The following is a 26,052-nucleotide window of genomic DNA, read 5'->3' as shown; positions in this document are numbered from 1 at the left end:
CTACGGCTGACAGGGTTATTACTACTCAAATCCTGCCAAGAAACCTTGCAGCCTTTGGTCGTTCAAGTTCCTTAGTGGGGTCGGCTGAAAGTTCTGTTGTTGCCGTACTTGCAGTTTGCTCAAACCTTGCGATGTAAGGTCTAAACTTACTTCCGACAGCTCATTCAGTGAAATGTAGCCATACTCATCCTCTGCCAAACCGACAACAATGCCGAATAAGATGGCATCTTCACCCTCGGTTTCTCCTTCAAGAATGAACCAGCGCACTGAACAGAGCGCGAATATCGCACAACAAACGGCATCCTTCCCCTTGCCGTCCTGGGAATAAAGCGGATAGCCTTGCAAGGCTTCCTCTAATTGGGGAGTCAATAATCTGCACATATCAATCAAATTCTATTTCGTCCTCATATACTTCTATCTCTGCATCGCTGCTGAACTGCATGACAAAGCCTCTTGCAGTCCGGGCGATGATTGTACCTCTGTGGTAGCCACGCCAAGGAGTGATTAACTCGCATTGTCGCCCGTATTCGGGGAAATCTGTATCGTCCTTTGCTTTACTTGTTAAAATTAAGGTCATAAATCAAATTACTCTCAATCAGATGTGTGTACGCTTCCGATGCAAGCCGTGAAGCCCACTCGTTGCGGTCATCATAAGTTCCTTTCTGATAGTTGTATGCCAACTGGCGCATAAAACCGATAAACATTTTGAACATCTGCTGTTGCAGGTAGCGGTGCGCTCTGGTCAACTCCCTGCCGGTGTTCTCGGCGGAACACATCCGTCCGTTCACGAAGTTGGCGAACTCTTGGGCAAAAGCCTTGTCTTGTTCGGAGATTGTAACTCCTGAAAATTCCTGATAGTCCATATTCATATTGTTTTAGGGTTTCAATTCTTTTCCCTTTTGTAAAGCTCTTTGAGCTTCGCGGCAGGGAGAACCGTTTTCGTGCAAGTTCTACACGGTGGACCAAAGGGGGATAAGACAAGTGTGAGTTCAGAGGGTGCGGACGGAATACCCTAATTTTTGAGGTATGAGAAAATTTGCGGAAGGCTGCCGTCAAGCCCTCCGAACGAAAGCGAAGCGGCACTTGACGTTCCTGCCGTCCGCCGTACCTTTGCACGGAAAACGATTCGCCCCGAAGCTAAAATTGGATTGCCAAAGAGAATATTTCACATTCATGCAGATGCCTTCGTTTCCAGAAAAGTATTCAAAACAAAATTGGCTATTCTCTATTGCAAGTGAAACCTGCAACAGAAGAACAGCCAAACTAGATTTCCAGACCCCGTTGTCAATGTGAGAAGTCATAAAGTGAAGTGTAGCATCTTTTTGCGAAACGTAACCTTGTGGCTTCTATCTTTGACAACGTCATAGATATATCCATCTGTTGAAACAACCTATCAGCCAAGACTTGCTTGGTGTTGAAAACACAGAGTAGGTCGGATGACGTAACTATCAAAACTTCCTTGTGATTTCCGGCATCGCATGAAATACGATTGATTAGAAGTGGTAAGGCGCATTTATAGACTAGTCTCAATATAAATGACAATTCACCGTTACAGGCAAAGCCTGCATCAGTGAGATTGACACAAGTTTATCGCAACATCACGACAATCCTCATAACATCATCATTAACAAAAAAGCCTATAAATATAACTTCACGTCCAGCATAGCATCTCATTGCAACTCTCAAATAATGATATACCCAATATTTTTGACAAATATATATCATAGCTGATAAAAGTGTGAGAAATATACGCTATTTCGCTAAAAAATTAGTAACTTTGCATTCTAAATTAATTTCAAAAAAATGGAAAAGCTGAATCGAATCAAGGTTGTTTTAGTCGAAAAAGATATGACGCAAATTGAACTTGCCACTAAATTAGGTAAAAGTTATAGTACGGTTAACTCATATTGCACAAATAGACAACAGCCTACACTGGAAATTTTAAAAAAAATTGCCTCTGTTTTATCGGTGGATATGAAGGATTTGATTTCGGATTAATAATATATAAATATGGCAAAGAAAAAAATACGTGTCATTGATTGTTTCGCAGGATGTGGCGGTCTGTCTCTTGGTTTTCAAAATGCAGGTTTTGAGATTGCTGCCGCATATGATTTTTGGGACGAGGCCATTTCTATTTATAAAAGGAATTTTGAACATCCTATATATAAGCGAGATTTAAATGATATTGAAGATTTAAGTGATATGATTTCACTAAAGCCAATGGTCATAATAGGTGGGCCTCCTTGTCAAGACTATTCCAGTGCTGGTCGCAGAGACGAAAATCTAGGACGTGCTCAACTTACGATAAAATATGCGGAAATAGTTACACGTATTAAACCATGTTATTTCCTTATGGAAAATGTTCCCAATATTCAGAAAAGTGAAAAATTGGAAATTGTACTATCAATGTTCAAAGCTGCTGGATATGGGATTAGTCGTATGGTTATAGATGCTAGTAAATGCGGAGTTCCTCAAAAAAGGAAACGATACATTGTAATTGGTGGCTTAAACGAGGAAGACGGATTCCTTGACAGTCTATTATTAAAAGGACAAAGTAAGAAAAGTATGACGCTCCGAGATTATTTTGGCGATTCTTTGGGTTTTGAACACTATTTTAGAGTCCCACGTTCATATTCTCGCCGTGGTATATTTAGTATTGACGAACCTTCTATGACGATACGTGGTGTTGACAGGCCTGTTCCTTCTGGTTATCCAGGACATCCCAATGACCCAATACCATTAAACCCGTCAATTCGTTCTCTGACTCCACAAGAACGCAGTTGGATACAAACCTTTCCACGTGACTTTGATTGGGGTGATGGAAGTAAAACAAATTTAAACCTTGCAATCGGAAATGCCGTACCAGTAAAGTTGGCAGAGTATCTTGCAAGATGTCTTAAAAAGCATATTAATGAAAAATAAGAAATATAGATTAATTGATCTTTTCGCTGGATGTGGTGGCATGAGTCTCGGATTCCAAAATGCAGGATTCGAGATTGTTGCTGCATATGACTTTTGGCAGGCGGCTGTAGATATTTATAAAGCAAATTTTCAGCATCCTATACATCAAGTTGATTTATCAAAACAAAATATAAATCAAGAACTTGCAATGGCTAACCCTGATATTATTATAGGGGGGCCGCCATGTCAAGATTTTTCCATTGCAGGAAAACGGGAATTCGAAGGAAAGCGAGCCAATCTTACTTTGATATATAGTAGTATTATATCTCAAGTCAAACCTCGTTGGTTCGTTATGGAAAATGTGTATAACATTGAGAAATCCCCCGTGTTTATGCAGGCCTTATCCAATTTTAAAAAGGCTGGGTATGGAATTACCAAGCGAATATGGGATGCTAGTTATATGGGAGTTCCACAGATGCGAAAACGATATTTTGTTATTGGAAGAATCGGAGTACAAGACGATTTCCTCTTGCCATCACTATTAGAAGGATTATCTGACAAAAAAATGACAGTGAGAGAGTATCTAAAGAGCCAACCTTTAGATACAGAATACTACTATATGCATCCAAGAAGTTATGCAAGAAGAGCCATATTTTCTATTGATGAACCAAGTGCAACAATTAGAGGCGTAAATAGACCTATCCCTTCCGGATATAAGTTTCATCCAGCAGATAAAGCACGTGATATAAGTTTGGTGCGCGCTCTAACATCTAAAGAACGTAGTCTTCTGCAAACATTTCCGCCAGAATTTTCTTTTGTTGGTCCCAAAACTGATATAGAACAAGCCATTGGCAATGCCGTACCTGTAAAAATGGCTGAATATATAGCAAGATACATCATAAAGTATATGATTGAAAATGATTGACGAAAATACTATAAGACAAAAACTTGACAATTTTGTTTTTCAAAGTTATACTAAAGTAGTCGCTAGGTTGCTTTCAACTTTCGGCATACTTGATACTACTATTGCTAAAATCAATTCTAAAATTGAGGCTGGTGAAAGTGGACCATTCTATGTGTACCGAAGAGCTATTATATATTGTACAGAGGATATGACATCGGCTGAAGAATATTCTTCAGCCAAAAAGACCATGCCTCTTCTTATTGTATTTACTCCAAGTCAAATCATTATTACGAATGAATATCTTGGAAGCGTTATATGTGATTATAATGAAATTACAAATTATATACATTATCTCGCTCCATTGCATAGTTGGGACGTAAATCGTAATGATCATTATAGCACACTTGAACTTGATAGTCTCGTAGAATCTCTATATAGAGAACTAATTTTGAATGATAACGATGAGAGGGATGCTCGAATTTTCATTTTTTCGCTCCTTTATATGGCACATTTTAGCACTTTGCTGGAATTGTCGCAGGTTTCTGATAGCCTTAAAGGGTATAATAGTAGTGGAAAGGAGAAACTGGCTAAGGTCTTTGACCTCTTTTTTGCTTGGGATTGCCCATATATTACTGACAATACAAGATGTTTGCTGTTGAGTTCGGATGCATATAAATATATTTTTGCGATATTACAATTTGATACAAATCTAATTGACGCAGAATTTCTCACCTCCTTAATATATAAAATGACAGGAAGGGATGAAGCAGGTTTATATGGACATCAAACATCATTCATAAACGTAGAGAAACTTCTTCAACCATTGTTTCTTAAAGAAATGCAACAAAAAGCCAATTCTTCGACTAACGAGAATTTCTTTCAGGTTGTTACAGAGATATATAATACAACGATTTTTGACCCAACAAATGGTCCTGGTTGTTATTTGGTTTCGTCTTATAATGGTTTGCTTCAACAACTTCGAGACGTTGAAGCGAAGTTCTCTATAAACTGTCAAGAACCATTAAATATTAGCCATTTTATTGGATTAGTTTCAAATGAATTAACACAGGAACTTACTCGACTTGCCTTAACGTTTGTTCATAGTTCGGAGCTTAAGCGATTAGGACTTTTAAACATTGAAACAATTAAAAAAACTTACAATCAATTAGCCGTTTATATTGGAGATGAACTTGAAGAAGCATGGGAAACTTATGTTGCCCCATCAGATTTTTTGTATATAGTTGGCAGCCCAGACTTTAAGGGCAATAACAAGATACATGCATCAATAAAAAAGTCAATGCAACGAATATTCGCAAGTAAACAGCTAAATAGTGCTGACCTTTGTTCGGCATGGCTTATGAAAACTGCGAAGTTTATTCGTGGAACTCATGCTAAATCAGCTTTTGTATTAACAAACTCTGTATCACAAGGAACACAAGCAACGTTTATTTTAGATAAAATAAATGATGCGGGATGCGAATATATATTTGCGCACAGATCATTTAAGTGGAAAACATCCAATGATAATAGTGGCGTTACCGTAGTGATAATTGGAATTGCGATGAAGGGGCTGGTAAAGAATAAATTCCTATATGATGGAGGTAAAGAATATCCATGTCAAGAAATTGGTGCAAATTTATTACCTGATATAGATATACGTGTAAAGAGCCGGACAACCCCACTGTCTCAATTATTGCCTCATATGTGCAAGGGCAACATGCCTGATGGAGCAACACATTTGACGTTCACATCAGCAGAGTTAGATGTTTTTCTTGAAATGTATCCGGATGCCTCAAAATACATAAAATCTCTTTACGGTGGAGAGGAATTTGTTAAAGGAAGACCTAAATGGGTTCTGTGGATAACAGACAAAGACTTAAATGATGCCTTACAGATAAAAGGCATTGCTGACCGCATAGAGAAAGTGCGTCAGCAGCGTAATAGCCCAAAATCAACTTCTTCAGAGAAGAGCAAGGCGAATCCTCATAAATTTAGGGAAGATAGAACAACAAGTAAAGGTAAGGTTTCGTTAATAGTCCCATGTGTCACATCTGAGAATCGTCAATATTTTCAAATGGGCATTTTAGGCTCTAATGCAATAGTTAACAATAATGTAAGTGTAGTTTTTGACTGTGATATATGGTTGTTAGCCCTTTTAGAATCTCGGATGCATGAAGTATGGGCAAAAAATGCGTGTGGTGGACATGAAACACGTCCAAGATATTCAAGCAGTTTGTGCTACAATACTTTTCCTGTTCCAGAATTGAATAATAAACAAATATGTGCATTGAGAAATCTCTCAAAAACATTGTTAGAAGTTCGAGAAAAATATTGTGATAAATCTTTGGCAGACATATATCAGAATATGCCTCCAGAGTTAATAAGAATTCACCATTTGATTGATGAGACAGTAGATTCATATTATAGAAATCAACCTTTTACTTCAGATGGCGAAAGATTGATTTGGTTAAGAAACATGTATAATACACTTATAAAAAATGAACAATCTATTTGAAACTACATACGATAGAAACGGCAGTAGCGTAACAACAAATAATCTAGGTATGCGCGAGATGCAGCTGAGAGCATATGAAAAATACGCCTCCCAATATCTTCTACTGAAAGCCCCTCCAGCGTCTGGTAAATCCAGAGCTTTAATGTTCATCGCGATAGAAAAGCTAAAGCAAGGGCTAGTAAAAAAGGTTATTGTTGCAGTTCCTGAACGTTCGATAGGAAAATCATTTGGAAGCACAAGATTGATGGATAATGGTTTTCACACAGACTGGGTAATAAATCAAAAGTACGATCTTTGCTCTCCAGGTGGAGAACCAATGAAGACAAAAACATTTTCCACTTTTATGGAGGATAGAGATGCAAAGATTCTTCTATGTACCCACTCTACATTGAGATTTGCCTATGAAAAAATTGGATACTCAAAGTTCAACGATTGCCTCTTAGCAATTGATGAGTTTCATCATGTATCTGCAGAAGCCGATAGCAAGCTAGGTGAATTGCTAAGAGCAATCATGGCTGAAACGAATGCACATATTTTAGCTATGACGGGGTCTTATTTCCGGGGAGACTGTGTCGCAGTTTTAAGCCCTAGTGATGAACGTAAATTTGAAAAGGTTACATACAATTATTACGAACAGTTAAATGGGTATCAATATCTCAAATCCCTAGGAATAGGCTTTCATTTCTATAATGGTGTTTATTATGAAGCGCTTAAAGACTCTGAGGTTTTAGACTTATCCAAGAAGACAATAATATACATTCCAAATGTAAATTCAGCTGAATCCACTGGAGAAAAAATAATGGAGGTAGATCAAATTCTTGGTTGTATAGGAACATATATGTTCACTGATGATTGCGGTATATATCATGTACGTACCAACAATGGACGAGAATTACGAATTGCAGACTTAGTAAATGACACCGACTATGAGCAACGTGAAAGAATAATGTCATACCTAAGGGCAATTCAAAAGCCTGAGGATATGGATATAATAATTGCATTGGGAATGGCAAAAGAAGGCTTTGATTGGCCTTTTTGTGAAACAACACTCACCATTGGTTATCGAGGTTCACTTACTGAAATAGTACAAATTATTGGCAGATGTACCCGCGATAGTAAAAATAAATCGCATGCACAATTCACCAATCTTGTCGCTGAACCAAGTGCAAATCGAGAAGAAATAGTTGAAAGCGTCAATAATATTTTGAAAGCTATCTCTGCATCCTTGTTAATGGAAGAAGTTATTGCTCCAAAATATAATTTTAAGCCAAAGGACTTAATCGGCAAACAGGATGAAAATGGTGAGGCTTCTTCCAAAAAGGAAGACGGAAGTAGTCACACCATTTTCATAGATGGATTCCGTGGAATAAGATCTAATAAAATTCAGGATATTATTGATAATGATCTCGTTGACTTGAAAGCAAGAATCCTTCAAAATCCAGACGTACAACATGCTATTGGTCAAAATGTTCCTGCAGAGACCATCAATAATGGCCTTATTCCTAAGGTTATACGCGAGGTTATTCCTGATTTAAATGAAGAAGAATCAAAGGAACTAGGCACATATATTGTGATAGATTCTGTTCTTTCGCATAGAAATATAAAAGATATAAATGGACAAAAGTTCTTAGAGTTTGCTAATAGACTTATAAACGTTAACGAGATTAACATCGACCTCATCTATTCGGTAAATCCATTTCACGATGCTTATGAGGTTTTATCCAAGTCACTGGATTCAAGAGTATTTCGTTCTATTCAAGCTTACATCAAATCTATGAGAATTGATGTAACTGATGATGAAGCTAAGGTGCTTTGGCCAAAGGTAACCGAATTTGCTCAAAAGATGCAAAGAGAACCTAATTTAGATAGTAATGATCCATATGAACGTAGATTGGCAGAGGTATTGCTTTACGCGAAACGGAGAATAATGGAAAAAAATGGCTGAGAATAAATCAGATTTTATAGATTTTTTGTCACAGAATGACCCTTTAGGTTTACTAAAACAGAAACCAAAATCCATAACAAGGTCAAATCGTTCTGTTCTGCTGCAAAACTTCGAGGAAATTGTCAATTTCTTTGAAGAATATGATCGTGAACCTCAAAAGTCATCATCAGACATATATGAGTTTCAATTATTTTGCCGTCTTGAAGCAATTCGAAATAATGCAAATATGGTAAAAGAGTTGAAAGACTTTGATATATATGGGCTTTTGAATGGAATGGGCATATCAAACATAACGCTAGAAGACATTTTGGGAAATGATCCTTTAAATTTGCTCGCTAGTGATTATGATAGCTCTATTTTTGAGATGAATCATGTGAAAAAATCCGATAGGATATTACCTGAATACATATCTCGCAGGAAATTTTGTCAGGATTTTGATACATATCGTCCAATGTTTGAATCTTTACATAAAGATTTAGAGCAAGGGTATAGAAAGCTGGCTGTATATCATCCACAAGAGTTATTTCCCAATAAATTTTATGTTTTAGGGGGAATCATAGTATATTTAAAATCAGTCGATGGAGAAACAAATCTCTATAGATATAAAAGTGGTGATAGACAACGGTTTGATGGCCGTACATATTGTATTTTTGACAATGGTACAACTTCCGATATGTTGTATCGGTCACTAGACAAGGCTCTTCAAAAAGAAGGTTATGCCATTACCGACTATAACGAAGAACAGCTAGTTTCTGAAAAAATTGAAAACGACGATCAAGCAAAGGGCTTTGTATATGTGCTTAGGAGTAAACATGCAAAACTGCGCAATGTTCCTGATGTATATAAGATAGGAAGTACAACAACATCTGTAACCGAACGTATAAAGAATGCAATCAATGAACCAACCTATCTGTATGCAGGTGTGGAGGTTGCACAAGTTTATAGATGCTATAATATTAAACCACGTGATTTAGAGGACAAATTGCATTCATTTTTTGATCAAGTACGTCTTAATATTAATATTCCAGATGATAGAGGTGTAGTCATTTCACCACGTGAATGGTTCAGTGTTAATATTAATGTTATTGGAGAAGCAGTTGACAAAATTATTCATAGAACCATAGCCAATTATGTATATGACCCTTCATCTCGTTCTATAATAGCAAAAAGTGCCAGCATTAATCAAATTACAGATAATGTAGATGTATATGAAAGTATTATTAAAGAAATCAATCTTATTGGAAAAAGTATGGAGCAAAAACCATCTTTATACCAAAATAAAGACGAGGAGGCTTTAAGAGATGTTTTTATTGCTATGCTGGAAAGAAGGTTTCAGTCCGTAACGGTTACAGCAGAGTCTTTCAACCATATTGGCAAGACAGACATACTATTAAAAGATTCTACCAATAGCTCAAATTTGTTTGTTGGCGAATGTAAAATATGGCATGGAAAAAAACATTTTATGGAAGCTATCAGCCAATTATTTGACAGATACCTTACATGGAGAGATACAAATACAGCTCTTATGGTATTTGTTAAAGGAACTAATCTTTCAACTGTTATGAGCGCAATAGAAAGTTCTGTGACGCAACATCAATATTATAAGAAATCTTGTGGAAAACGTGAAGAAACATCTCTAAGCTTTATCTTTGGTTTACCACAAGATAATCAACGAGATGTCAAGTTAGAGGTTATATTATTTGATTTTGACAAGGCATAAAAGACCGATGAACATAAAAGAACTTAATCCATTGCTTGTTAACACAAATAAAAGGAGATGCATTTTTTATAAGAGTTTACTCACGAAACAATAATTAAATAGATTTATTAGTGTCCGATAAATGTTTATAAATAATTGATTATTAATCTTCTTGCTATGGATAAGTTACTTTGCTGAAGTTGCCGCATAAATAATTGAACATCAATATTTTATAAACAATTTAAAGGATTCCGTCGGACAACAATGAAATAGATTTAACAATCGTCTATGCAAAAACTTCGCTGTGTAGTAGAACGAATCACTTACCAGAATCCGGAGAACGGATATTCGGTGATGCGGGTCAAGGTCAAAGGTTACTCTGACCTTGTGACCCTTGTCGGCAACCTACTGGAAGTCCCGGCAGGCAGTGTCCTGTTGTGCGAAGGCGAATGGAAAGTGGATAAGCGGTATGGCAATCAGTTCGTAGCGACATCGTGGGAAGAGGTAATGCCTGCCACCATTTACGGCATCGAGAAATACTTAGGCAGCGGACTGGTAAAAGGCATCGGCCCGAAGTTCGCCCAGCTCATCGTCAGCCGTTTTGGACTGGAAACCATCGACATCATCGAGACCGACATTGAGCGGTTGTACGAGGTGCCCGGCATCGGGAAGAAACGGGTGGAGAAGATTGCCGAGAGCTGGGAGAAGCAGAAGGACATCAAGAACGTGATGCTCTTCCTGCAAGGCTACGGGGTGAGTACCGCCTACGCTGCCAAGATTTACCGTCAGTACGGCAAGGAAAGCATCGACACGGTGAAATCAAATCCTTACAAACTGGCGGATGACATCTGGGGCATCGGTTTCAAGACCGCCGACGGCATCGCCGCCAAGATGGGTTACGAAAAGAACGACCTGCGCCGTTGCAAGAGCGGTATCACCTACACGCTCAGCCACCTTTCCGAGGAAGGACACGTCTATGCGGAGGAGGAACAATTGCTCAAAGCGGCTGTCGAATTGCTCGAAGCCGAGGAAGCGTCCATCCGTCAGGCAATAGCGGAAATGCTCCAGAGCGAAGACCTGATTCAGGATGCGGAAGCCCTCTATATGCCGCCGTTCTACTATGCCGAGGTGGGTACGGCAAACCGCCTGAACAACCTGCTGAACCACACGGAAGGCAACCTGTTCCGGAAGATGCCCGACATGGCGAAAATCTCTAAATCCACCGGCATCGAGTACGACGAGGTGCAGGTGGTGGCCATCCGGCAGGCGGTCGAATCCAAGGTAATGGTGCTGACCGGAGGACCTGGAACAGGAAAGACAACCACCACGCAAGGCATCATCGCCGCCCTGCAAGCAATGGGTCTGCGCATCCTGCTTGCCGCCCCCACGGGACGTGCCGCCAAGCGTATGGGCGAGGCAACAGGCATGGAAGCAAAGACCATCCACCGACTTCTGGAATACAATCCAAAGGACGGCTACAAGCGGAACGACGAGAACCCGTTGGAAAGTGATGCGCTCATTGTGGACGAGTGTTCGATGATAGACATCATCCTGATGAACAATCTGATGAAGGCGTTGCCCGTTTCTATGCGTCTGATACTGGTGGGTGACATTGACCAGTTGCCCAGCGTAGGAGCAGGTAATGTGCTGCGAGACATCATCGAAAGCGGACAGATTCCTGTTATCCGCCTGACACGCATATTCCGACAGGCACAGTCCAGTCGTATTGTAATGAGTGCCCACGCCATAAACAAGGGAGTATTTCCAGACACAAGCAACGGGCAGCAGACCGACTTTTTCTTTATACAGCAGGAAGAGCCTGAACAAGTAGCGGAAACCATCGTGAATCTGGTAAAAGGTCGTCTACCAAAAGCATACAAGCGTCCGATAAGCGACATTCAGGTGCTTACTCCGATGCAGCGTGGCGTGGTGGGTGCTGCCAATCTGAATATGGCACTGCAATCGGCTTTGAACACAAACACGTTGGCACTCAACCGAAGCGGCTATTCCTTCCGGCAGGGTGACAGAGTGATGCAACTCCGCAACAACTATGACAAGGAAGTATTCAATGGGGACTTGGGCTATGTCGAAAAAGTCAATCTCGAAGACCGCACCTTACTGGTAGACTTCGACGGCAGGGCGATAGAGTACGAAGTGTCGGAACTTGACGAGCTGACCTTGGCATACGCTACCACCATACACAAGTCGCAAGGCTCTGAATATCCCATCGTAGTGATGCCCGTATTGATGACCCATTACGTGATGCTCCAGCGTAATCTCATCTATACGGGCATCACCCGCGCCAAAAAGATATGCGTACTTGTCGGCACGAAGAAAGCACTGGCTTTCGCCATCCGCAATATGTCGGTCTTGAAGCGCAATACCAAATTGAAAGAACGGCTAAGTTCTTCAACCTCTGCATCAAGCACTCCCAAGAAATACGAGTTTCCCAAGCAGAGCGACTATGCTATGGTGGCAGAAAATAAACCCACATACGGAAAGAAAGGCGATTAACCCCAATACCCCGACCCACGTTTCACAACGCAAGTCGGGGACTCAGAACAATTATCAGGAACTTATGCTGTTTCCCTTGCTTTCAAGAAGCGGTGGGCGTTATCGTTTACCAACTTGATGATGCGGTCGTGATACTCCGTGTTTTGGTTGCATACCCCACGGCTCTGTATCACCTTGCCTTGACTGAGCGAGAACTCCACCGTCTCGATGCGGTTGCCTTGCAGGTCGTGAGCGGAAAGGATGACTGAATCCCTCTTGGCATAGTATTCGCACTGGAATACGCAATGCTTCATCTTTTCACCCTCTGCCTTGTATGCCTCCAAAGAGTCCAATACGGAAATCTCAATATCATTGTCGGTAATGACAATACCAAAGAAACAAGATTTATTCTTGTAAAACTCATCTTCTCGCTGCTTGGCTCTTTGTAACTTCTCTATGCTTCTGCGCTTTTCCTCCGCTACATTCACCTTATGCAGCCAGCGGTCGTGTTCCGCTTTAAGGTCTTTCGGACAGATATATTTCATGCTGCGGATGTCCTTGCCGCACTTTTCGAGTAAACGTATGGTGTCGCACCACATTCCGTAGTCCTTCGGTACATAGCGGTGTCTTGCAGCTATCTTGTAGGATGCCCAACAAGCATCAAGTTCACGTGGATGGTTCACGAAATAGGCTACCGCCTTGCGGTTTCCGCACTTCATCAGCGTTTCTATCCGATTATCGGATAACAAAGCCGACATCAGCCTGCACAAATGGCAATTCTCCGGCAATCTGCCTTTCAGTCCGTTGCGTCTCAGTTCGGGAATGAGCGAATATCGGGGATAGATATAGGCATCGGAAATGCACCAATGCACATCATACAAGTTTCTCAGTTCAATGGAAGAACCCCAGTTGAAGCTATCCACATAGTATCCCATAGCCCTCTTGCGAGTCGTTACCGCCACCTTGCCTTGCACATTGACCCACATACGGCATACCTCCCTGCAATCTGTTTTTATCGGGTTGCCTTTGCTGTAGATAACCGACAAAAGGAATACCTTCTGCACCTGCAAGCCGTCAATGGCTTCAAGGATAGAAAAGTAGTTCGCTTCTTTCCGTTTGCGTTTCAGCGTATCTACAATCTCAACCTTATGTCCACAATGCGGACAAGGGATAGTTACATTCCCTTTTCCCTTGTGTTCAAACTTCTCGCCACAATCACCACAGGTACACTTATGCCCTGATGTACGGAAAGCGATATGCTTCACCACGTTCTTGATTGCCCATTCTTCGGCTTTATAACTGATGGCGGTAAGCCTCGCATTGGAGGCTACCACCGCTTTTTCAAATTTGTTTCTCGGTTTCATGGTTCAAAAGTCAAATAGTGAGAGTTCGGGTTGCTGGGTCGCTTTGGGTTTGACCGCTTTGGGTCTGGAATTGCGTTGCTGTATCTTGCGCAGTTCCTCGTCCTGATAGCGTTGCATGGCAGCTTTCCGCTGTTCCGCCTTTTCTTCCTCTGTCAGTTCGATGTGGTGATTGACCACCACACCGCACTGCAAAGGTTTACCGATTTCAAGGGTAGGCTCATCCACTACGTGAACCGCCATTGAGAAAATTTCCTCGTCTGCAAATCCGCAGCATCCCGACCGCTGCACCTCGTTGAGTATATATGTTACCACATCGTCAATGGTGCGTGTCGTGGTTTCGTACTTGACACGGAAAAGTTCATCTTCCTTTGCCCGATTGTCAAGATAGTTCTTGATGATTTCTTTGAATTGCGCTGTTCCTTTCATTGTTCTGCTAATTTTGATTTCTAATTCTTTTCGCTTTGCGCAATAAACTCACGCTCGGCATAGATAAGCAAGCATCTCTCTGCTCTCGCTAATCGTTTATTTCCCTTTTGTTTGAAGCCTTTGGCTTCTTGTTTTCGGGAAATTTTTGATGCCTTCCTCACGGAGTACCTGAGGCACATAAGGCAAGTGTGGATGAAGGGAAACGGAGGGAATACCCAATTTGGCACAAATTGCGGAAGGCTGCCGGACGTTTGCCTTACAGACAAGCGAAACGGCACTTGCCGCCCGTGACGGTACTCCGTATTTTTGTATCAAAAATCCCGGATGCAAGATGCCTGCCGGATAAAAAGAAAATCCCGACACTTGTTAAGAGTTGAAAAATTGACATAGTACAAACATACATTTTACTTCGTTCTAAAAAATAAATTATACATTTGTAAAAAATAGAGTAGACAAATGCTCTAATGTTTTGTACAAAAGCTAAATCCGTAATAAGAAATTGCAAATATGATGAAAAAAAAGAAAGCCTTAGAATCTCTAAACGCTCAATTAGAAAAAATACCTTTCTTAAAAACAATTAAGGAAGAAGATACGAAATATCAAGAATGGAAAGCAAAGACTTTGGCTATTGTAAAATCTATTTTTGGAGAGGAATCTTCAAATTTCAAGGAAACAAAAAAGAAACTTTTTCCTGATTTTTATGTGTCTTCTTTTGATGATAGTCAAAAAGATTATCATGCAATCTATCAACGTAGACTAGAAGGATACTCTATTTTAATTAGGGGAATGATTACAGAAATAAGCCTTTTGGATAATACTGAGTTAAACGCATCAAATGATTCTATAGCCATAATAAAAAATATTTGCAATCATTTTCATCAAGTAGCCAGACAATTAAGAAATCGTCATAATAATCGTCCAACCATTAATATCGAAGATGAATATGATGTACAAGATTTGATTCATTCCTTATTAAGATTGTACTTTGATGATATTCGTTCAGAAGAATGGACTCCAAGCTATGCTGGTGGTGCTTCTCGTATGGACTTCCTTCTTAAAAAGGAAAAAATTGTAATTGAGATAAAAAAAACTCGGAAGGGTTTAGATGCAAAAGAGATTGGAAATCAATTAATTATTGATATAGGAAAATATGCAGTTCATCCAGATTGTAAAACTTTAGTTTGTTTTGTTTATGACCCGGAAGGGAGGGTGGTGAATCCTGTGGGAATTGAAAGCGATTTAAGTCAAGGACATAATGAATTAAAAGTAATAACCATAATAACTCCGCAATAATATAACAAAAATATTGTAATCTGTGGACTTACTATTACTTTAAGTAAAGTACCGTCACTTACCGTTGTGACGGTACTCCGTATTTTTGTATCAAAAATCCCCGATGCTTGTTCAAAAGCACCAGGATTCCCAACAGATTGTCAAGAGGAAGAATATTCTACTCCTTTACTTGCGAAGCGGCAAGGGATTGTTTACGGAACTGCTTCAAGAGCGGTTCTATGTCGAGCGATATGCGCCGGGCACGAAGCCCTGCCGCTTTGTTTCCTTTCTCCATTTGCAACTTGGCATTTTGCAGCAATGCCGTCATTTTCGGTTCGAGTTGTCCTATCAATTCTTTCATATTTCGATTGTTTTAATGAGTTTTTTATGGGGTAAAAAGAGACATACGTATCTCATCGTTTGCTACATACGTTAGTAGTAACTCACTACATACGTATGTTTATAGCAATGGGATTTCAAACGATTTGACCACACAATTTGCCTTCTTATCCAAGATGCACCAGTATTCGGAGCGATAGGGATTGCCGTCAGTAGCTTTCGCCTCGTATTCTATCTTCACTTTCCAGCCGTTGAATGGCTTCGGTTTGTTGCTTTCAAGCATACCCGTACCGACAAGTTCACGAAGGGCGGTCATCGCCTCCATCCGTTGCTTCATCTGCCCCGGTATCTCCCAATGTTCAAGGTCAGTACCGATGTTCTCCAAACAATCCTCCTTCATCATTTCCTGACCGAGTTTCATCAGCGTCACCGATAGAGCCATCTGTTCGTGTTGGTTCACATACTCCTTGCCGAAGATGGAGTCCACCTTGCTGATACCTTTTATCTGTATAGATTCAGGATTATCCGCTGTAGCCAGCAATGCTTTCTTCGCTACCTCCACCGCCCGTTTCTGCGGTTGGTTGGTGTAATATACGAAGCCTGTCACACCGCCCCAAAACAGGACGGTCGCTATCAGGATAAATTTTATCAATGCCCCCGGTTTCATATCTTCACGATTTGAAGTTTGTCGGGAGAAAGTCCCAACCGCTTGCGGTAGATGCTTCCGTCCTCGCGATACATTTCCAGTTCTGCGGAAGTGATTTGCTTCTCGCATATCTCCTTCGCTTCGGCCAATGTCAGTTGGTGTCCACCGATGTTGCGCCAAATGGCAAAGCTGCACGGTGCGGCTTGGTTGGCATAGTTCGAGCAGTTGAACGCCCGGCTTCCCACACGGATGTCACCACCGCAATGAGGGCACTTCCCGATGACCGGTTGCATATTGACTGCACCGTCATCCGCCAGTTCCAGAACGGTGGGGAATGATTTGCCCTCCTTGGTCACGAAGCCGTTCAGCAGGATGCAGCGTTGTTCCAACAGTTCGGCAATCTCTTTGTCATTCATTTTACGGTTGCCGATGATGCCGTTGATATTAAGAACGCAAGTCGGCTGCTCACCGATGTTATGCTCACAGCGATAACCCTTGCAGGTCTTCACCACGTTGCCGTCGCACAAGGGGCAGCGGCCGATGATTTTCTTTTCTGTTTCCATTTCTTTATCGTTTAATTTGTTACTGTTCATTACTTGCTACCATTTCAGCAGGTAGCCCTGATTCCATTCCGACACGATGCCGTTGATGATGTTCTTGCCCGACATCACGTTTGCCCAGCCCTCCGGGTCGAGGGAAAACCACAGGTCGTTCCACGAGAGGGTGCGTATCTGCCACGCCAGTATGAAGAGGTCGGTATTGATTGTTTCTAATCTTGTCACCACCTCGGTGGCGATGTAGTACCGCTCCGCCGAACTGAGCAGGTTGACCTTGTGCTTCTCCTTGTTCCCGTCCTGATTGGTGACATCATAACTCCCCAATGTCACCAGTTGCTTCATGAAGGGATAGAGAGCCGCCATCTGTGTGGCTGCGTCCGTAAGTTCGTCTGAGACCATCGAGGCGATGACTGTCCCTTTCAACCGCTTGCCCACTGATTTTGTCAGCAGGCTGCAATTCCGTGGTATCTCCACCGTTACCAGTTCCCCCGCCCGTTTGATCTGGTACAGGTTCTGTACCGCTCCTTGCGCGTTCGACAGGTATTCCAGCATCTTGTTTTCCACGCTATGCACCCGGTCAAGGGCAAGGGTCACGGCTGTCTCGGCTGCGATGATTTTCTCCTGCGTCTGCTTGCGCTTCTTGTGGATGCTTTTCAATTCCGCCGTCTGCGCAATGACCGCCGCTGTCAGGGTCGGGTCTGTCTGTTGGGCATAGCCGGACAATCCTCCGGCCAACAACAGAAGGACAAGTGTCGTTCGTTTCCATTTCACTCCGTTCATAATCACTACATTTTAAGACCGGTCTTTCTACGCTCGGTCAAATTCAGTTCACGTTCTTCCTTGCGAGGGGAATGTATAATTTCCATCGGCTTGTTCATCAGGCAATCGTTCCAATCCTTGAAAGCCTTGGGCGGTAGCCATTGCCCCATCTTGTAGCGGATGGATAGATGCTTGCTGACTTGCGCCAGCAGGGAGCGTTCCGTGTTCAACTCAAAGGATTTTCCTTTGGCTTCTATCTGAAGGGTATCGGATTTCTTATTGATTTTCATCGGTACACCTTCCAACAGGGCCATCATGCGTAATCCGTAAATACGCCCGGCAAGGTCATTGTCGAAACAGTCGAAGGCACGGGCGTATGGAAAGCGTTCCATCGTGTTTGTTATCTGCTTGTCGGAAAACGTACCGCCCAATGAAACCAAAGCCACATCCGTACCCATTTGTACCTTGTTCATCTGGTAGAATGCCATCGCATCGAAAGCGGATTCACAGAAGAATACGCTTTTGACCATACCCTTGTTACCGTTTGACAAGTCGGCTACCCATGCCGATGTGGATGAATCCGTTCCTGCCGCCTTGGACTTGTAACCGCCATGCCCCCGTATCTCATAGCCCTTGATTGTATCATCCTTTCCATTCGTATAGGGAAAACCGATATTATAGCCATCAAACTTCCCGTTACGCTTGTCTCTGATTAAAGAGATAAAGGGTGCAAGCTCTTTGACTGTTTCATTGGATAACCCACGTTGTGAGAATATAGCCGGAATCCTTTCGGCATTTATCGGTTTCACCTCATAACGGGAACTGTCAAACACGGCATCGGTCTTGAACGACTTCACATAATCGCTATCCTCGCGGTATTCCGGTTCAGGCATATTGGCGAAACGTGCCAGTACCTTGGCTATCTTCTGCCAATCGTCCTTGCCGGACACGGGAAAGGCGTTCAGGTTCTCACGTATGAGTGTGACCACATCGCCTTTGGAGCCATCCCTGCGGAAATAGGCTTGGGCGGCTTTGTTGTTCGGGTTGCTGACGATAATCGTGTCACGTTTGTTGCCGTTCTCGCCCAATACCAGCTCGATATACCTGCCCACACCTGCCTTCCTGTCCAGACGGTAGCCCAAAGCGTATGCAATATCATCGACACCCACACGCGCTTTCAGTTCCTTAAAATTTACCTTATAGTCGGTCATATCGTTTTCTCCTATACATTATATAATAGATGTCACATACTCATCCCGGCTCTTGTATGCTGCCTTTGCGAGTGTTGCATCATCGCCAGTTCCGGCTCATAGCTCTTCCGGGCGGTCATGTTTAGGAATGCCTCCTTGTCCTTGTAGTCGGTCAGTTGGAAGAAAGTCCGTGCCGTGTCCTTGGAAACGGCTTTCAGCCCCAGCTCCACACCATCGTAAGAGGCACGGATGGCATAGTCACCGTTCCGGGTCTTCACGATGGCGGCATTCTTGAACGGTATTTCCTCATTCGGGTCCAACGGGGCAAAAGGATCGTTCTTGGCAAGGTACGGCTGTTCGCCCAATGCCAAACGCTGCTTATCCACATGGTCGAGTATCAGGTCCGAAGCCTTGTTCACGTCCGCCATCACGGAAACGATGAACTTGGGTTCTTTCTTCAAGACACCAATCCACGAGTCCAGATAGGCGGCGGAGTTGTCGGTCACCTTGGCATCGAAGCCCATCGAGTGGCTGATCATCGCCGCTGTCAGTTCCGCCACCAGTTCCTCCTTCGCATATTTCGGGTCGCCGAACTTGCCGCCCATTTCACGGTTGAGCCGTTCAGGGGTCATCGTGGAATGGGTCATCTCGTGCAGCATGGTCGAATAGAACTCCATGCCGCCCCGATAAATCTCTTCCGCTGTGTTGCCGATGTTGAACTGCGCCTTCATGGGAAGCACAATTCTATCACCGGAGGGAGAATAGTATGCACCGTCCTCGCGTTTGTCCGCCTGTATCGGGCAGATCCAGCCCTGCGTCTGGAGCATACGGTCCAAGGAAGCATGGGCGTACATTCCTTCGGTATCCCGAAGTTCGGGCACTTTGAACTTACCCAATAGCTTCTGCATCCGCTCAGGCTGCACTTCGGCCAGATTGGTCTGCGCCACGTTATAGACGGGGAACGCCTTGGCGAAGGGAATCGTTTCCATCTCCTTTTTCTCTTCCTTGCTCATCGCCCGGTATTCCTCGGAACTGACACGCTTTCCGTTCTTGTCCTTCACCATCATGTCCCAATAGACCACCGGAAACGCCTTCTCGCCTTTGAGGACGTGCGCTTTCAGGTTGTGCGCCTGCTTGAAGGTCAGATAGACCGGAAGTTGGTAGCCTTTGGCGGCTGTCTGGAGTTGCAGGAAGAACGAGTTGGAGCCGGAGTAGTTGCGTCCGCCCACGTTCTGCGGAAGTCCGTTGTAACCGGACGCACCGCCTATCCAGCCTTTCTTCCAGCCGGTATCTTTCATCTCCTGCATACGCCCGATCATCATTTCGGCGAAGCGGTCGATGGCAGCCTGCCCGGAGTTGCCCGGTGAGTTAGTTCCATACGCCATAGTCCTCGTCATCTATCAGTTGGCTATCCATCCGTGCGATGTCCGTCTGTTCTACATAAAACTCGGCGGATTCCTCCGTGGGGTCTGTACTGTGGGAGCGGCACCACTCCTGAAAATCCTCCGCATCTTCGCCACTCAATACAAATTCGAGGTAGTTGATGCGTCCCTCCTGAAGAATCTCTACCAGTTCTTCGTGATTCTTTTTCGCTGTTGCCATATTTCTTTACTTAATTATTTGACTTGTTGATTGATATATTGTCTTTACATTTTGATGGAAGCCGTTTTCTCTACTTTGGCGGTATGGGCTGCCAACATCCCTGCAATCTCCGTGGTGAGATATTTGGCAGCAATCTGCTCACGGGTTGCCGTCTTGGTCTTGAAAAGCGAATAGCCGTCATCAAAGGATATTTCCTGTCTGGAGGTCTTTCCTTTATCGCCCATATCGACAGACACTTTCCACTTGTTATCGGTGCGGTCTTTGGCCACACGTACCCCTTTGGCATCCACCCCTTCGGGCAGGCTGTATTTCTCGTAGGCGGATTGCAGGTGCAGCTTCTCGCCGAAGTTCTTCTCCACTAACTTTTCAGGGGTCGTTACCCGGTCAAAGTAGGCGTTCAGGTCCTGACGGGAGGCTACCGCCGACATCTTGGCATCGCCCACCTGCGCATAGAACTTGTACTTGCCGAAGTCGGGACGCTGCTCGTCCTTCTCCTTATAGACATTGAACTTCTCCACGGTGATGTTACCCTCCGGGCCCGCCATCGACTTGGGCATCTTGAACGCTTCTTCCGACACCTTGGGCTGGAGTTTGGTGGGATAGTAGCGTTCCATCAGTTGGGGTACAGTCATTTCCTTCTTCTGATAGGCGACAAGGTCGGCAGCGTCCATCTTTTGCGGCTTCAACTGTTTGCCGTCCATCTTGGCGGTGAAGTACCAGTCCTCCGGCTTCTCCTTGCTCTGGTAGGCGTGTCCGTGGGTCACTTTCTCGCCGTTGGTTGTCACCATCTGCGGCTCACGGGGCTTGTGCTCTTGCTTCTCCTCGGACTTCTGTTCGTTCTTGGATTCGGCTTTCACACCCTCTTTCTTTTCTTGGGCAGGTTTGTCTTCGGCTGCATTCTTCACTGCCTTGACAGGTTCTTCCTGCACGACCTTTTCTTTCTTTTTCTTAGCCATATCTTCGTTGTTTGAAATGGATTGTTGCTTTTTGTCTTCCGCTTTCTTTTGCAAGGGATTGTCAAGCGGGTCACAGATGGCAACCCTTGCCCCTGCGCGAATCAGCTTGGGAAGATGGGTGTCAAGCTCCGAGCGAGGGAAACGCAATGTCGGCACTTTTTCCTTTCCACCGGGAAGGAGCTTATCCGTGATGTCGATGGCAAGTATCACCGTGGCTTTTACGGCATCCTCCTTGTAGAGTTCGTAGAAGTTGCCCTGCCTGAACAACAGCAAGGCATCGGGATGCTTCCGCTTCAACCCATTAAACTGCTTGATGGTGTTCGTTTCTTTATTACTTTGTTTTGCCATAGTATTATAGTTTAAGACCGTTACTTCGTTTCTCGGAATCACCGCCTAACTTGATGGCTCTCTCTTTGGATTGCTTGTCAACCACCTGCTGATACTCCCAACGGTTCTTGTCCGTCATCACATAGCCAAGGTATTCGGGATGCTGCTCGTCATAGCGGAGCTTCTGCCGGTTTTCCCATTCTTTCATATCCCCCTTGATAACTTTGAAGCCCTGCGGCTCTTTGAGGTCAATGCCGACAGACACCTTTTCGCCGCCTACATTCAGCTCCACGGGCTTGCCCTCACGTACCTGCTGCTTCTGCTGTGTACCCAGTTCGATGTCGTTGACCTTTTCCATTTCACGGAGCTTCTGGTCCAGTTTGAGGTCGGTCACTCTGCGGTGGATGACCGATTGCGTTTCGGGGTCGAGCTGGAGATACTGCCGGGTCTTTTCTCCGTTCACCTCTACGGATTTCTGCAAGACTTCCCCTTTAACCAGTCGTGCCGCTTCCTGCTCTGTCAGCCGAAGTGCCGGATTGCGTTCCTGTTCAAGGGCGGCTCTGACCGGATAAGCGATAAGCGCGGGCTCTCCGTTAGCGTCTGCCGCCAGTTGCAATTTGAGCGGTAACGAGATTACGTTACCTTTTTGGGTACTGATAGAAACCTGTACAATAGGCGTTACTTCGCCGGAAACCAGCTTCTCCTTTACCTCTACGGGCAGATTGTCAGCTTTCTCCCGGTCGATACCCAATACTGCCAGTTTCTCGTATGGCAGCAGTTCGGTTTGATTTCTGTTGTGTAATTCCATATCACGATAATTGAGCTGTTAATTTTGCGGTTGGAACCGCAATGTTCAATGCAAAATTATCTGTCATAAAAGCCGTAAAAAGAAATGCACAACACTATTCGGATTACATTACTCATGCTGTTTTTGCCTGTTATGGCATCGGCGCAGTTCTACACGATTACAAAAGGAAAGGATATTATTCCGATTCCTGATGATAAATCCTTGTTATACATTGATAATAAGGTAAAAACAGATATTGATTCAATCAAAACAGCCAACACAGACACGATTGAGGCAAAATCGAAAAAACATCGCTACAATAGTCCCAGTGCCCAAAAATGTAACGATAGCACGTCTGCAAAATCAATCTCCCCAAAGAGCGGTTCAGACCTTCCAGAATTGACAATACATAACCTCTATGAAGAAATCAGGCGGAACGGCATCCTATATCCGAAAGTGGTATTGGCGCAAGCCATTCTGGAAACAGGTTGGTTCCGCTCATCACTATGCCGGGAACGGCACAACCTTTTCGGGCTGACCAATCCCCACACGGGAAAATACTATGAGTTCGGCCATTGGACGGAAAGCGTCCGTGCCTATTATACGAAGGTGCAGTACAAGTATAAAGGTGGTAATTACCTGCTTTGGCTGAGGGACATCGGCTATGCGGAAGATCCGGGATATGTCAGGGCTGTTATTGGCGTACTAAAGACATTACAAGAACCGCTTGCAATGAATACAAATCGTAAAAACACTTAAACCTTGAAACTGAAACGCTTGTACAACCCTGATTTTCAGATAAAATTCGTACATTTGCATATTGAAAAACTATTCAAGTACGAAGAACAAAATGAAGATATTACACCTATCAGATACACATGGCTGCCATAATCAGTTAATCAATATGCCGAAGGCTGATGTGCTGGTACATTCCGGTGACTTCACTATGACAGGCTCCGAACAGGAAGCACTTGATTTCCTCAACTGGTTCTGCGACCAGCCGTATGAGCATAAGATTTTCATCTGTGGCAACCATGATGATTGCCTATATGGGGCCAATATTGACGGACTTGATGAAAATGTACATTATCTATGCAACTCCGGTGTGGAAATCGGGGGAGTGAAATTTTATGGAGTGCCTATGTTTATGGGTGACTGTATTACCGAACGGCAAAACAGGAATATAGCCCAGATTCCGCTTGATACCAAAGTGCTGATTACTCATTCGCCTGCGTATGGCATTCTTGATTTTGATGACAGTATCAATTATGGCAGTAAGGAGATACTGGCAAGGATTAACGATGTCCGTCCCACATTGCATCTGTTCGGTCATATCCATGCACAACATGGTATCACAAACGAGTCCGGCATAACATTCTCAAACGGTGCAATCATGAACACAGACTACACAAACCTTAATGCTCCAAACCTACTGGAATTTTAATACATTGTCATATGGCTAATAAATATCTGATAAAGAATATCACTTTGCCTCATTCTATGAATTTTGAAATAGATGACAACTCCATACACATAACATTGTCTCACAATGGCATGACAAGCAATATGCAAGAGAACTGTGCCTGCTTTGAAGGATGGGCTGTTTGCCTCAAAGCGAAACTTGACAAGGAGCAAGCCACTTCGTTCAATGTGAAAATTACAACAGGTGTTTCATCCGAAATTTTAGATAACCTGTTTGTTTCCTCAGAATTGGAAGGACTTCATTTCAAGAGATTCCTATACCGTTTGGGTAAATTCTGCCAAACTTACGATTGGGCTTCTATGTCTGATGTCCTCCAACGGCAAGTGAATAGATTCTTTGAAAAGTATTCATACAGGATGGTTCTTAACTGTCCCACAGGAGAATGCTCACAGCCAAAAGCGCAGGAGGCTATTATGGAAGAGACATACTGCAAGGAGCATAACAATGAAATAAACCTATATGGGCGGCAACTTCCGGTAGGTGTCTTTTTTGACAAAAAGAGCAAATATACCAGAGTAATGCCCGGTGAAGCATCTGCTATTGATATATGGTCGATTGACAAGAAACAACGTTCACTTTTAATCTACGAACTCAAAACCGAGGAGAACAACACAGTCGGCATCATCTCTGAATTATTCTTTTATGTCAATATCATAACGGACTTGATGACGAATAAGACAGTCAAATATGATACGGCTGATGCCGGAGTTAGAATTGCGGCTAAGTGCAATTACCGCAATTTCGAGACATTTTACAAGATGTGGCTCAATAACGAATGCGTGTCTGTTAGAGGAATATTTCTATCACCCCTGCGTCATCCGTTATTGACAGATAACGCTATAAGACTTTTAAGTTCCGGTGGAACTGAGTACCGATGGGAGGAAATCAAAATAGATGTGAGTCACATATCATTTGCCTCTTCCGAAAAGTTACGGCAAATGAGGTTACTTGGAACAGGAGTATTCAGATATGATACAGGAGGCGGTGCATTCAAAGGTTACAATCGTCCATACTGCCTTGTATGCGGCGATAACAACCTAATGGAAGGTATTGTGGAGGATGTGAAACGATATTTTACGGATAATCATGTTGTGTTTTGGGGTGGTGCGCTAATACCCAATCACATCCTTTCCTCGCAGGTCTCCTGCTTGAACCACCTGTTTACGTTTCGGAACGACAAGACAATGGTTCTTCATGTTATCAATCACCTCACAGGCCAACAATTTGATGATGTTGCCCCTGTGGTATGTGACAATCAGAACACCGCTGCCTCATACATCGCATTTGAAGTTGTAAGCCACCGAGACCTGCTGAACGAAAAACAAGTAAGTCGAGGTGCGAATTGTACTTCCATAGATGCTGCCGTAGTTGCAGAAAAAGGTGGATTGAAAACTCTCATAGCGATTGAATGGAAATATACCGAATGTTATGGAGCGGAAAACAAATCGCTCGATGAAAAAGGAGAAGAAAGAATTGACCGATACCAAGACTTGATAAAAGAATCGGACTATATAAACTGCCATGCGGTAGAAAACATCAAAGGGTCTGTCTTTTTCGTAGAACCGTACTATCAACTTATGCGGCAGACGCTGTGGTGCGAACAAATGATTAAAACAGGGAATGAAGGAACGAATTGGGCAAAAGCAGATGACTACTTACACGTTCATATTGTTCATGGCAGCAATCGTATTTTGTTAGATGCGCATCAAGACGGATTTGGCGAAAAAGGCATGGTGGATATATGGAAAAGTCTGCTGAAAGAAGAAGGTAGAAAACGCTATATTCCTGTTGATTCTATAGCTATACCGGATTCCCTTTCGCAAGATTCACGATATGATGGGGTTGTCAATTATTTAAGAACCAGATATTATGATGACCTATGACAAA

At 43.1% G+C, this 26,052-nt stretch carries 25 protein-coding genes; 11 read left to right on the top strand and 14 right to left on the bottom strand.

Annotated features, from left to right (window positions below):
• Nucleotides 1–21 precede the first annotated feature (21 nt).
• The 3 genes from HPS57_RS13705 to HPS57_RS13695 are packed head-to-tail and all read right to left on the bottom strand — an operon-like array spanning nt 22 to nt 863.
• Complete coding sequence (locus HPS57_RS13705) at nt 22–381, bottom strand: hypothetical protein (protein ID WP_172184077.1); 360 nt, start codon at nt 379–381, stop codon at nt 22–24.
• 1 nt (nt 382) lies between these two features.
• The gene (locus tag HPS57_RS13700; RefSeq protein ID WP_172184075.1) at nt 383–577 is read right to left on the bottom strand and encodes a glyoxalase; all 195 of its coding nucleotides are present in this window, start codon (nt 575–577) and stop codon (nt 383–385) included.
• Nucleotides 555–863, bottom strand: a complete 309-nt coding sequence (locus HPS57_RS13695) for a sulfide:quinone reductase (protein WP_172184129.1) — start codon at nt 861–863, stop codon at nt 555–557. The genes HPS57_RS13700 and HPS57_RS13695 overlap by 23 nt, the downstream gene beginning before the upstream one ends.
• A 940-nt stretch (nt 864–1,803) precedes the next feature.
• Here HPS57_RS13695 and HPS57_RS13690 point away from each other — a divergent pair.
• From HPS57_RS13690 to recD2, 7 genes are all read left to right on the top strand, one after another.
• Nucleotides 1,804–1,998, top strand: a complete 195-nt coding sequence (locus HPS57_RS13690) for a helix-turn-helix transcriptional regulator (protein WP_172184072.1) — start codon at nt 1,804–1,806, stop codon at nt 1,996–1,998.
• A 12-nt stretch (nt 1,999–2,010) separates the two neighbouring features.
• Nucleotides 2,011–2,922 (top strand): DNA cytosine methyltransferase, encoded by a 912-nt coding sequence (locus HPS57_RS13685; protein ID WP_172184070.1) that lies wholly within the window; start codon nt 2,011–2,013, stop codon nt 2,920–2,922.
• Nucleotides 2,912–3,826, top strand: coding sequence for a DNA cytosine methyltransferase (locus HPS57_RS13680; RefSeq protein WP_172184068.1), 915 nt, complete (start codon nt 2,912–2,914; stop codon nt 3,824–3,826). The genes HPS57_RS13685 and HPS57_RS13680 overlap by 11 nt, the downstream gene beginning before the upstream one ends.
• A complete protein-coding gene (locus HPS57_RS13675; RefSeq protein WP_172184066.1) occupies nt 3,819–6,320 on the top strand; it encodes a type IIL restriction-modification enzyme MmeI in 2,502 nt (833 codons plus the stop codon). Before HPS57_RS13680 ends, HPS57_RS13675 begins: the two co-directional genes overlap by 8 nt.
• Nucleotides 6,304–8,265, top strand: a complete 1,962-nt coding sequence (locus tag HPS57_RS13670) for a DEAD/DEAH box helicase (protein WP_172184064.1) — start codon at nt 6,304–6,306, stop codon at nt 8,263–8,265. Before HPS57_RS13675 ends, HPS57_RS13670 begins: the two co-directional genes overlap by 17 nt.
• Nucleotides 8,258–9,985: a GIY-YIG nuclease family protein gene (locus HPS57_RS13665; RefSeq protein ID WP_172184062.1), complete on the top strand. Its 1,728-nt coding sequence runs from the start codon at nt 8,258–8,260 to the stop codon at nt 9,983–9,985. The genes HPS57_RS13670 and HPS57_RS13665 overlap by 8 nt, the downstream gene beginning before the upstream one ends.
• A gap of 267 nt (nt 9,986–10,252) precedes the next feature.
• A complete protein-coding gene (recD2, locus tag HPS57_RS13660) occupies nt 10,253–12,478 on the top strand; it encodes an SF1B family DNA helicase RecD2 (protein WP_172184060.1) in 2,226 nt (741 codons plus the stop codon).
• 62 nt (nt 12,479–12,540) lie between these two features.
• Here recD2 and HPS57_RS13655 read toward each other — a convergent pair whose 3' ends face one another.
• On the bottom strand, nt 12,541–13,821 hold the full coding sequence (locus HPS57_RS13655) for a PcfJ domain-containing protein (protein WP_172184058.1): 1,281 nt from the start codon (nt 13,819–13,821) through the stop codon (nt 12,541–12,543).
• Nucleotides 13,822–13,824: 3 nt separating this feature from the next.
• Nucleotides 13,825–14,247, bottom strand: coding sequence for a PcfK-like family protein (locus HPS57_RS13650; RefSeq protein WP_172184056.1), 423 nt, complete (start codon nt 14,245–14,247; stop codon nt 13,825–13,827).
• A gap of 507 nt (nt 14,248–14,754) precedes the next feature.
• Between HPS57_RS13650 and HPS57_RS14410 the strand changes: the two genes are divergently transcribed.
• Nucleotides 14,755–15,540 (top strand): PD-(D/E)XK nuclease domain-containing protein, encoded by a 786-nt coding sequence (locus tag HPS57_RS14410; protein WP_253946585.1) that lies wholly within the window; start codon nt 14,755–14,757, stop codon nt 15,538–15,540.
• 157 nt (nt 15,541–15,697) lie between these two features.
• Here the strand turns inward: HPS57_RS14410 and HPS57_RS13640 are convergent, their stop codons facing one another.
• The 9 genes from HPS57_RS13640 to HPS57_RS13600 all read right to left on the bottom strand — a co-directional run bounded on the left by HPS57_RS13640 (nt 15,698) and on the right by HPS57_RS13600 (nt 22,703).
• A complete protein-coding gene (locus tag HPS57_RS13640) occupies nt 15,698–15,880 on the bottom strand; it encodes a BF3379 family histone-like protein (protein WP_172184055.1) in 183 nt (60 codons plus the stop codon).
• 99 nt (nt 15,881–15,979) lie between these two features.
• Entirely contained in the window at nt 15,980–16,525 is a 546-nt protein-coding gene (locus HPS57_RS13635; RefSeq protein WP_172184054.1) for a hypothetical protein, read from the bottom strand.
• The gene (locus HPS57_RS13630; RefSeq protein WP_172184053.1) at nt 16,522–17,067 is read right to left on the bottom strand and encodes a topoisomerase C-terminal repeat-containing protein; all 546 of its coding nucleotides are present in this window, start codon (nt 17,065–17,067) and stop codon (nt 16,522–16,524) included. Before HPS57_RS13630 ends, HPS57_RS13635 begins: the two co-directional genes overlap by 4 nt.
• Before the next feature lie 36 nt (nt 17,068–17,103).
• Nucleotides 17,104–17,841: a hypothetical protein gene (locus tag HPS57_RS13625; RefSeq protein WP_172184052.1), complete on the bottom strand. Its 738-nt coding sequence runs from the start codon at nt 17,839–17,841 to the stop codon at nt 17,104–17,106.
• Between the two features lie 5 nt (nt 17,842–17,846).
• A complete protein-coding gene (locus tag HPS57_RS13620) occupies nt 17,847–19,031 on the bottom strand; it encodes a toprim domain-containing protein (RefSeq protein ID WP_172184051.1) in 1,185 nt (394 codons plus the stop codon).
• Nucleotides 19,032–19,063: 32 nt separating this feature from the next.
• Entirely contained in the window at nt 19,064–20,395 is a 1,332-nt protein-coding gene (locus HPS57_RS13615) for an ArdC family protein (RefSeq protein WP_172184050.1), read from the bottom strand.
• Complete coding sequence (locus HPS57_RS13610; protein WP_172184048.1) at nt 20,379–20,612, bottom strand: hypothetical protein; 234 nt, start codon at nt 20,610–20,612, stop codon at nt 20,379–20,381. The genes HPS57_RS13615 and HPS57_RS13610 overlap by 17 nt, the downstream gene beginning before the upstream one ends.
• A 44-nt stretch (nt 20,613–20,656) precedes the next feature.
• A complete protein-coding gene (locus HPS57_RS13605) occupies nt 20,657–21,916 on the bottom strand; it encodes a MutS N-terminal domain-containing protein (protein ID WP_172184046.1) in 1,260 nt (419 codons plus the stop codon).
• 4 nt (nt 21,917–21,920) lie between these two features.
• The gene (locus HPS57_RS13600) at nt 21,921–22,703 is read right to left on the bottom strand and encodes a DUF4099 domain-containing protein (RefSeq protein ID WP_172184043.1); all 783 of its coding nucleotides are present in this window, start codon (nt 22,701–22,703) and stop codon (nt 21,921–21,923) included.
• 84 nt (nt 22,704–22,787) lie between these two features.
• Here HPS57_RS13600 and HPS57_RS13595 point away from each other — a divergent pair, with 84 nt between their 5' ends.
• The 3 genes from HPS57_RS13595 (at nt 22,788) to HPS57_RS13585 (ending at nt 26,048) form a co-directional block, all read left to right on the top strand.
• Nucleotides 22,788–23,441: a glucosaminidase domain-containing protein gene (locus HPS57_RS13595; protein ID WP_172184041.1), complete on the top strand. Its 654-nt coding sequence runs from the start codon at nt 22,788–22,790 to the stop codon at nt 23,439–23,441.
• A 91-nt stretch (nt 23,442–23,532) separates the two neighbouring features.
• Entirely contained in the window at nt 23,533–24,126 is a 594-nt protein-coding gene (locus HPS57_RS13590) for a metallophosphoesterase family protein (RefSeq protein WP_172184039.1), read from the top strand.
• 11 nt (nt 24,127–24,137) lie between these two features.
• A complete protein-coding gene (locus HPS57_RS13585) occupies nt 24,138–26,048 on the top strand; it encodes a PGN_0703 family putative restriction endonuclease (RefSeq protein ID WP_172184037.1) in 1,911 nt (636 codons plus the stop codon).
• The last annotated feature ends 4 nt before the right edge of the window (nt 26,049–26,052 follow it).

The sequence above is a fragment of the Palleniella intestinalis genome (assembly GCF_013166595.1).
GTDB classification, from domain to species: Bacteria; Bacteroidota; Bacteroidia; order Bacteroidales; family Bacteroidaceae; genus Prevotella; species Prevotella intestinalis.
This window is presented reverse-complemented; position numbering and strand designations above follow the sequence as displayed.

Coding starts and splice junctions, on each gene's coding strand:
- HPS57_RS13705 (WP_172184077.1), bottom strand. CDS start 381: ATGTGCAGATTATTGACTCCCCAATTAGAGGAAGCCTTGCAAGGCTAT.
- HPS57_RS13685 (WP_172184070.1), top strand. CDS start 2,011: ATGGCAAAGAAAAAAATACGTGTCATTGATTGTTTCGCAGGATGTGGC.
- HPS57_RS13680 (WP_172184068.1), top strand. CDS start 2,912: ATGAAAAATAAGAAATATAGATTAATTGATCTTTTCGCTGGATGTGGT.
- HPS57_RS13630 (WP_172184053.1), bottom strand. CDS start 17,067: ATGGAAACAGAAAAGAAAATCATCGGCCGCTGCCCCTTGTGCGACGGC.
- HPS57_RS13690 (WP_172184072.1), top strand. CDS start 1,804: ATGGAAAAGCTGAATCGAATCAAGGTTGTTTTAGTCGAAAAAGATATG.
- HPS57_RS13635 (WP_172184054.1), bottom strand. CDS start 16,525: ATGAAACCGGGGGCATTGATAAAATTTATCCTGATAGCGACCGTCCTG.
- HPS57_RS13615 (WP_172184050.1), bottom strand. CDS start 20,395: ATGGCGTATGGAACTAACTCACCGGGCAACTCCGGGCAGGCTGCCATC.
- HPS57_RS13695 (WP_172184129.1), bottom strand. CDS start 863: ATGGACTATCAGGAATTTTCAGGAGTTACAATCTCCGAACAAGACAAG.
- HPS57_RS13665 (WP_172184062.1), top strand. CDS start 8,258: ATGGCTGAGAATAAATCAGATTTTATAGATTTTTTGTCACAGAATGAC.
- HPS57_RS13590 (WP_172184039.1), top strand. CDS start 23,533: ATGAAGATATTACACCTATCAGATACACATGGCTGCCATAATCAGTTA.
- HPS57_RS13625 (WP_172184052.1), bottom strand. CDS start 17,841: ATGAACGGAGTGAAATGGAAACGAACGACACTTGTCCTTCTGTTGTTG.
- HPS57_RS13595 (WP_172184041.1), top strand. CDS start 22,788: ATGCACAACACTATTCGGATTACATTACTCATGCTGTTTTTGCCTGTT.
- HPS57_RS13700 (WP_172184075.1), bottom strand. CDS start 577: ATGACCTTAATTTTAACAAGTAAAGCAAAGGACGATACAGATTTCCCC.
- HPS57_RS13600 (WP_172184043.1), bottom strand. CDS start 22,703: ATGGAATTACACAACAGAAATCAAACCGAACTGCTGCCATACGAGAAA.
- HPS57_RS13675 (WP_172184066.1), top strand. CDS start 3,819: ATGATTGACGAAAATACTATAAGACAAAAACTTGACAATTTTGTTTTT.
- recD2 (WP_172184060.1), top strand. CDS start 10,253: ATGCAAAAACTTCGCTGTGTAGTAGAACGAATCACTTACCAGAATCCG.
- HPS57_RS14410 (WP_253946585.1), top strand. CDS start 14,755: ATGATGAAAAAAAAGAAAGCCTTAGAATCTCTAAACGCTCAATTAGAA.
- HPS57_RS13670 (WP_172184064.1), top strand. CDS start 6,304: ATGAACAATCTATTTGAAACTACATACGATAGAAACGGCAGTAGCGTA.
- HPS57_RS13585 (WP_172184037.1), top strand. CDS start 24,138: ATGGCTAATAAATATCTGATAAAGAATATCACTTTGCCTCATTCTATG.
- HPS57_RS13655 (WP_172184058.1), bottom strand. CDS start 13,821: ATGAAACCGAGAAACAAATTTGAAAAAGCGGTGGTAGCCTCCAATGCG.
- HPS57_RS13640 (WP_172184055.1), bottom strand. CDS start 15,880: ATGAAAGAATTGATAGGACAACTCGAACCGAAAATGACGGCATTGCTG.
- HPS57_RS13650 (WP_172184056.1), bottom strand. CDS start 14,247: ATGAAAGGAACAGCGCAATTCAAAGAAATCATCAAGAACTATCTTGAC.
- HPS57_RS13610 (WP_172184048.1), bottom strand. CDS start 20,612: ATGGCAACAGCGAAAAAGAATCACGAAGAACTGGTAGAGATTCTTCAG.
- HPS57_RS13620 (WP_172184051.1), bottom strand. CDS start 19,031: ATGACCGACTATAAGGTAAATTTTAAGGAACTGAAAGCGCGTGTGGGT.
- HPS57_RS13605 (WP_172184046.1), bottom strand. CDS start 21,916: ATGGCAAAACAAAGTAATAAAGAAACGAACACCATCAAGCAGTTTAAT.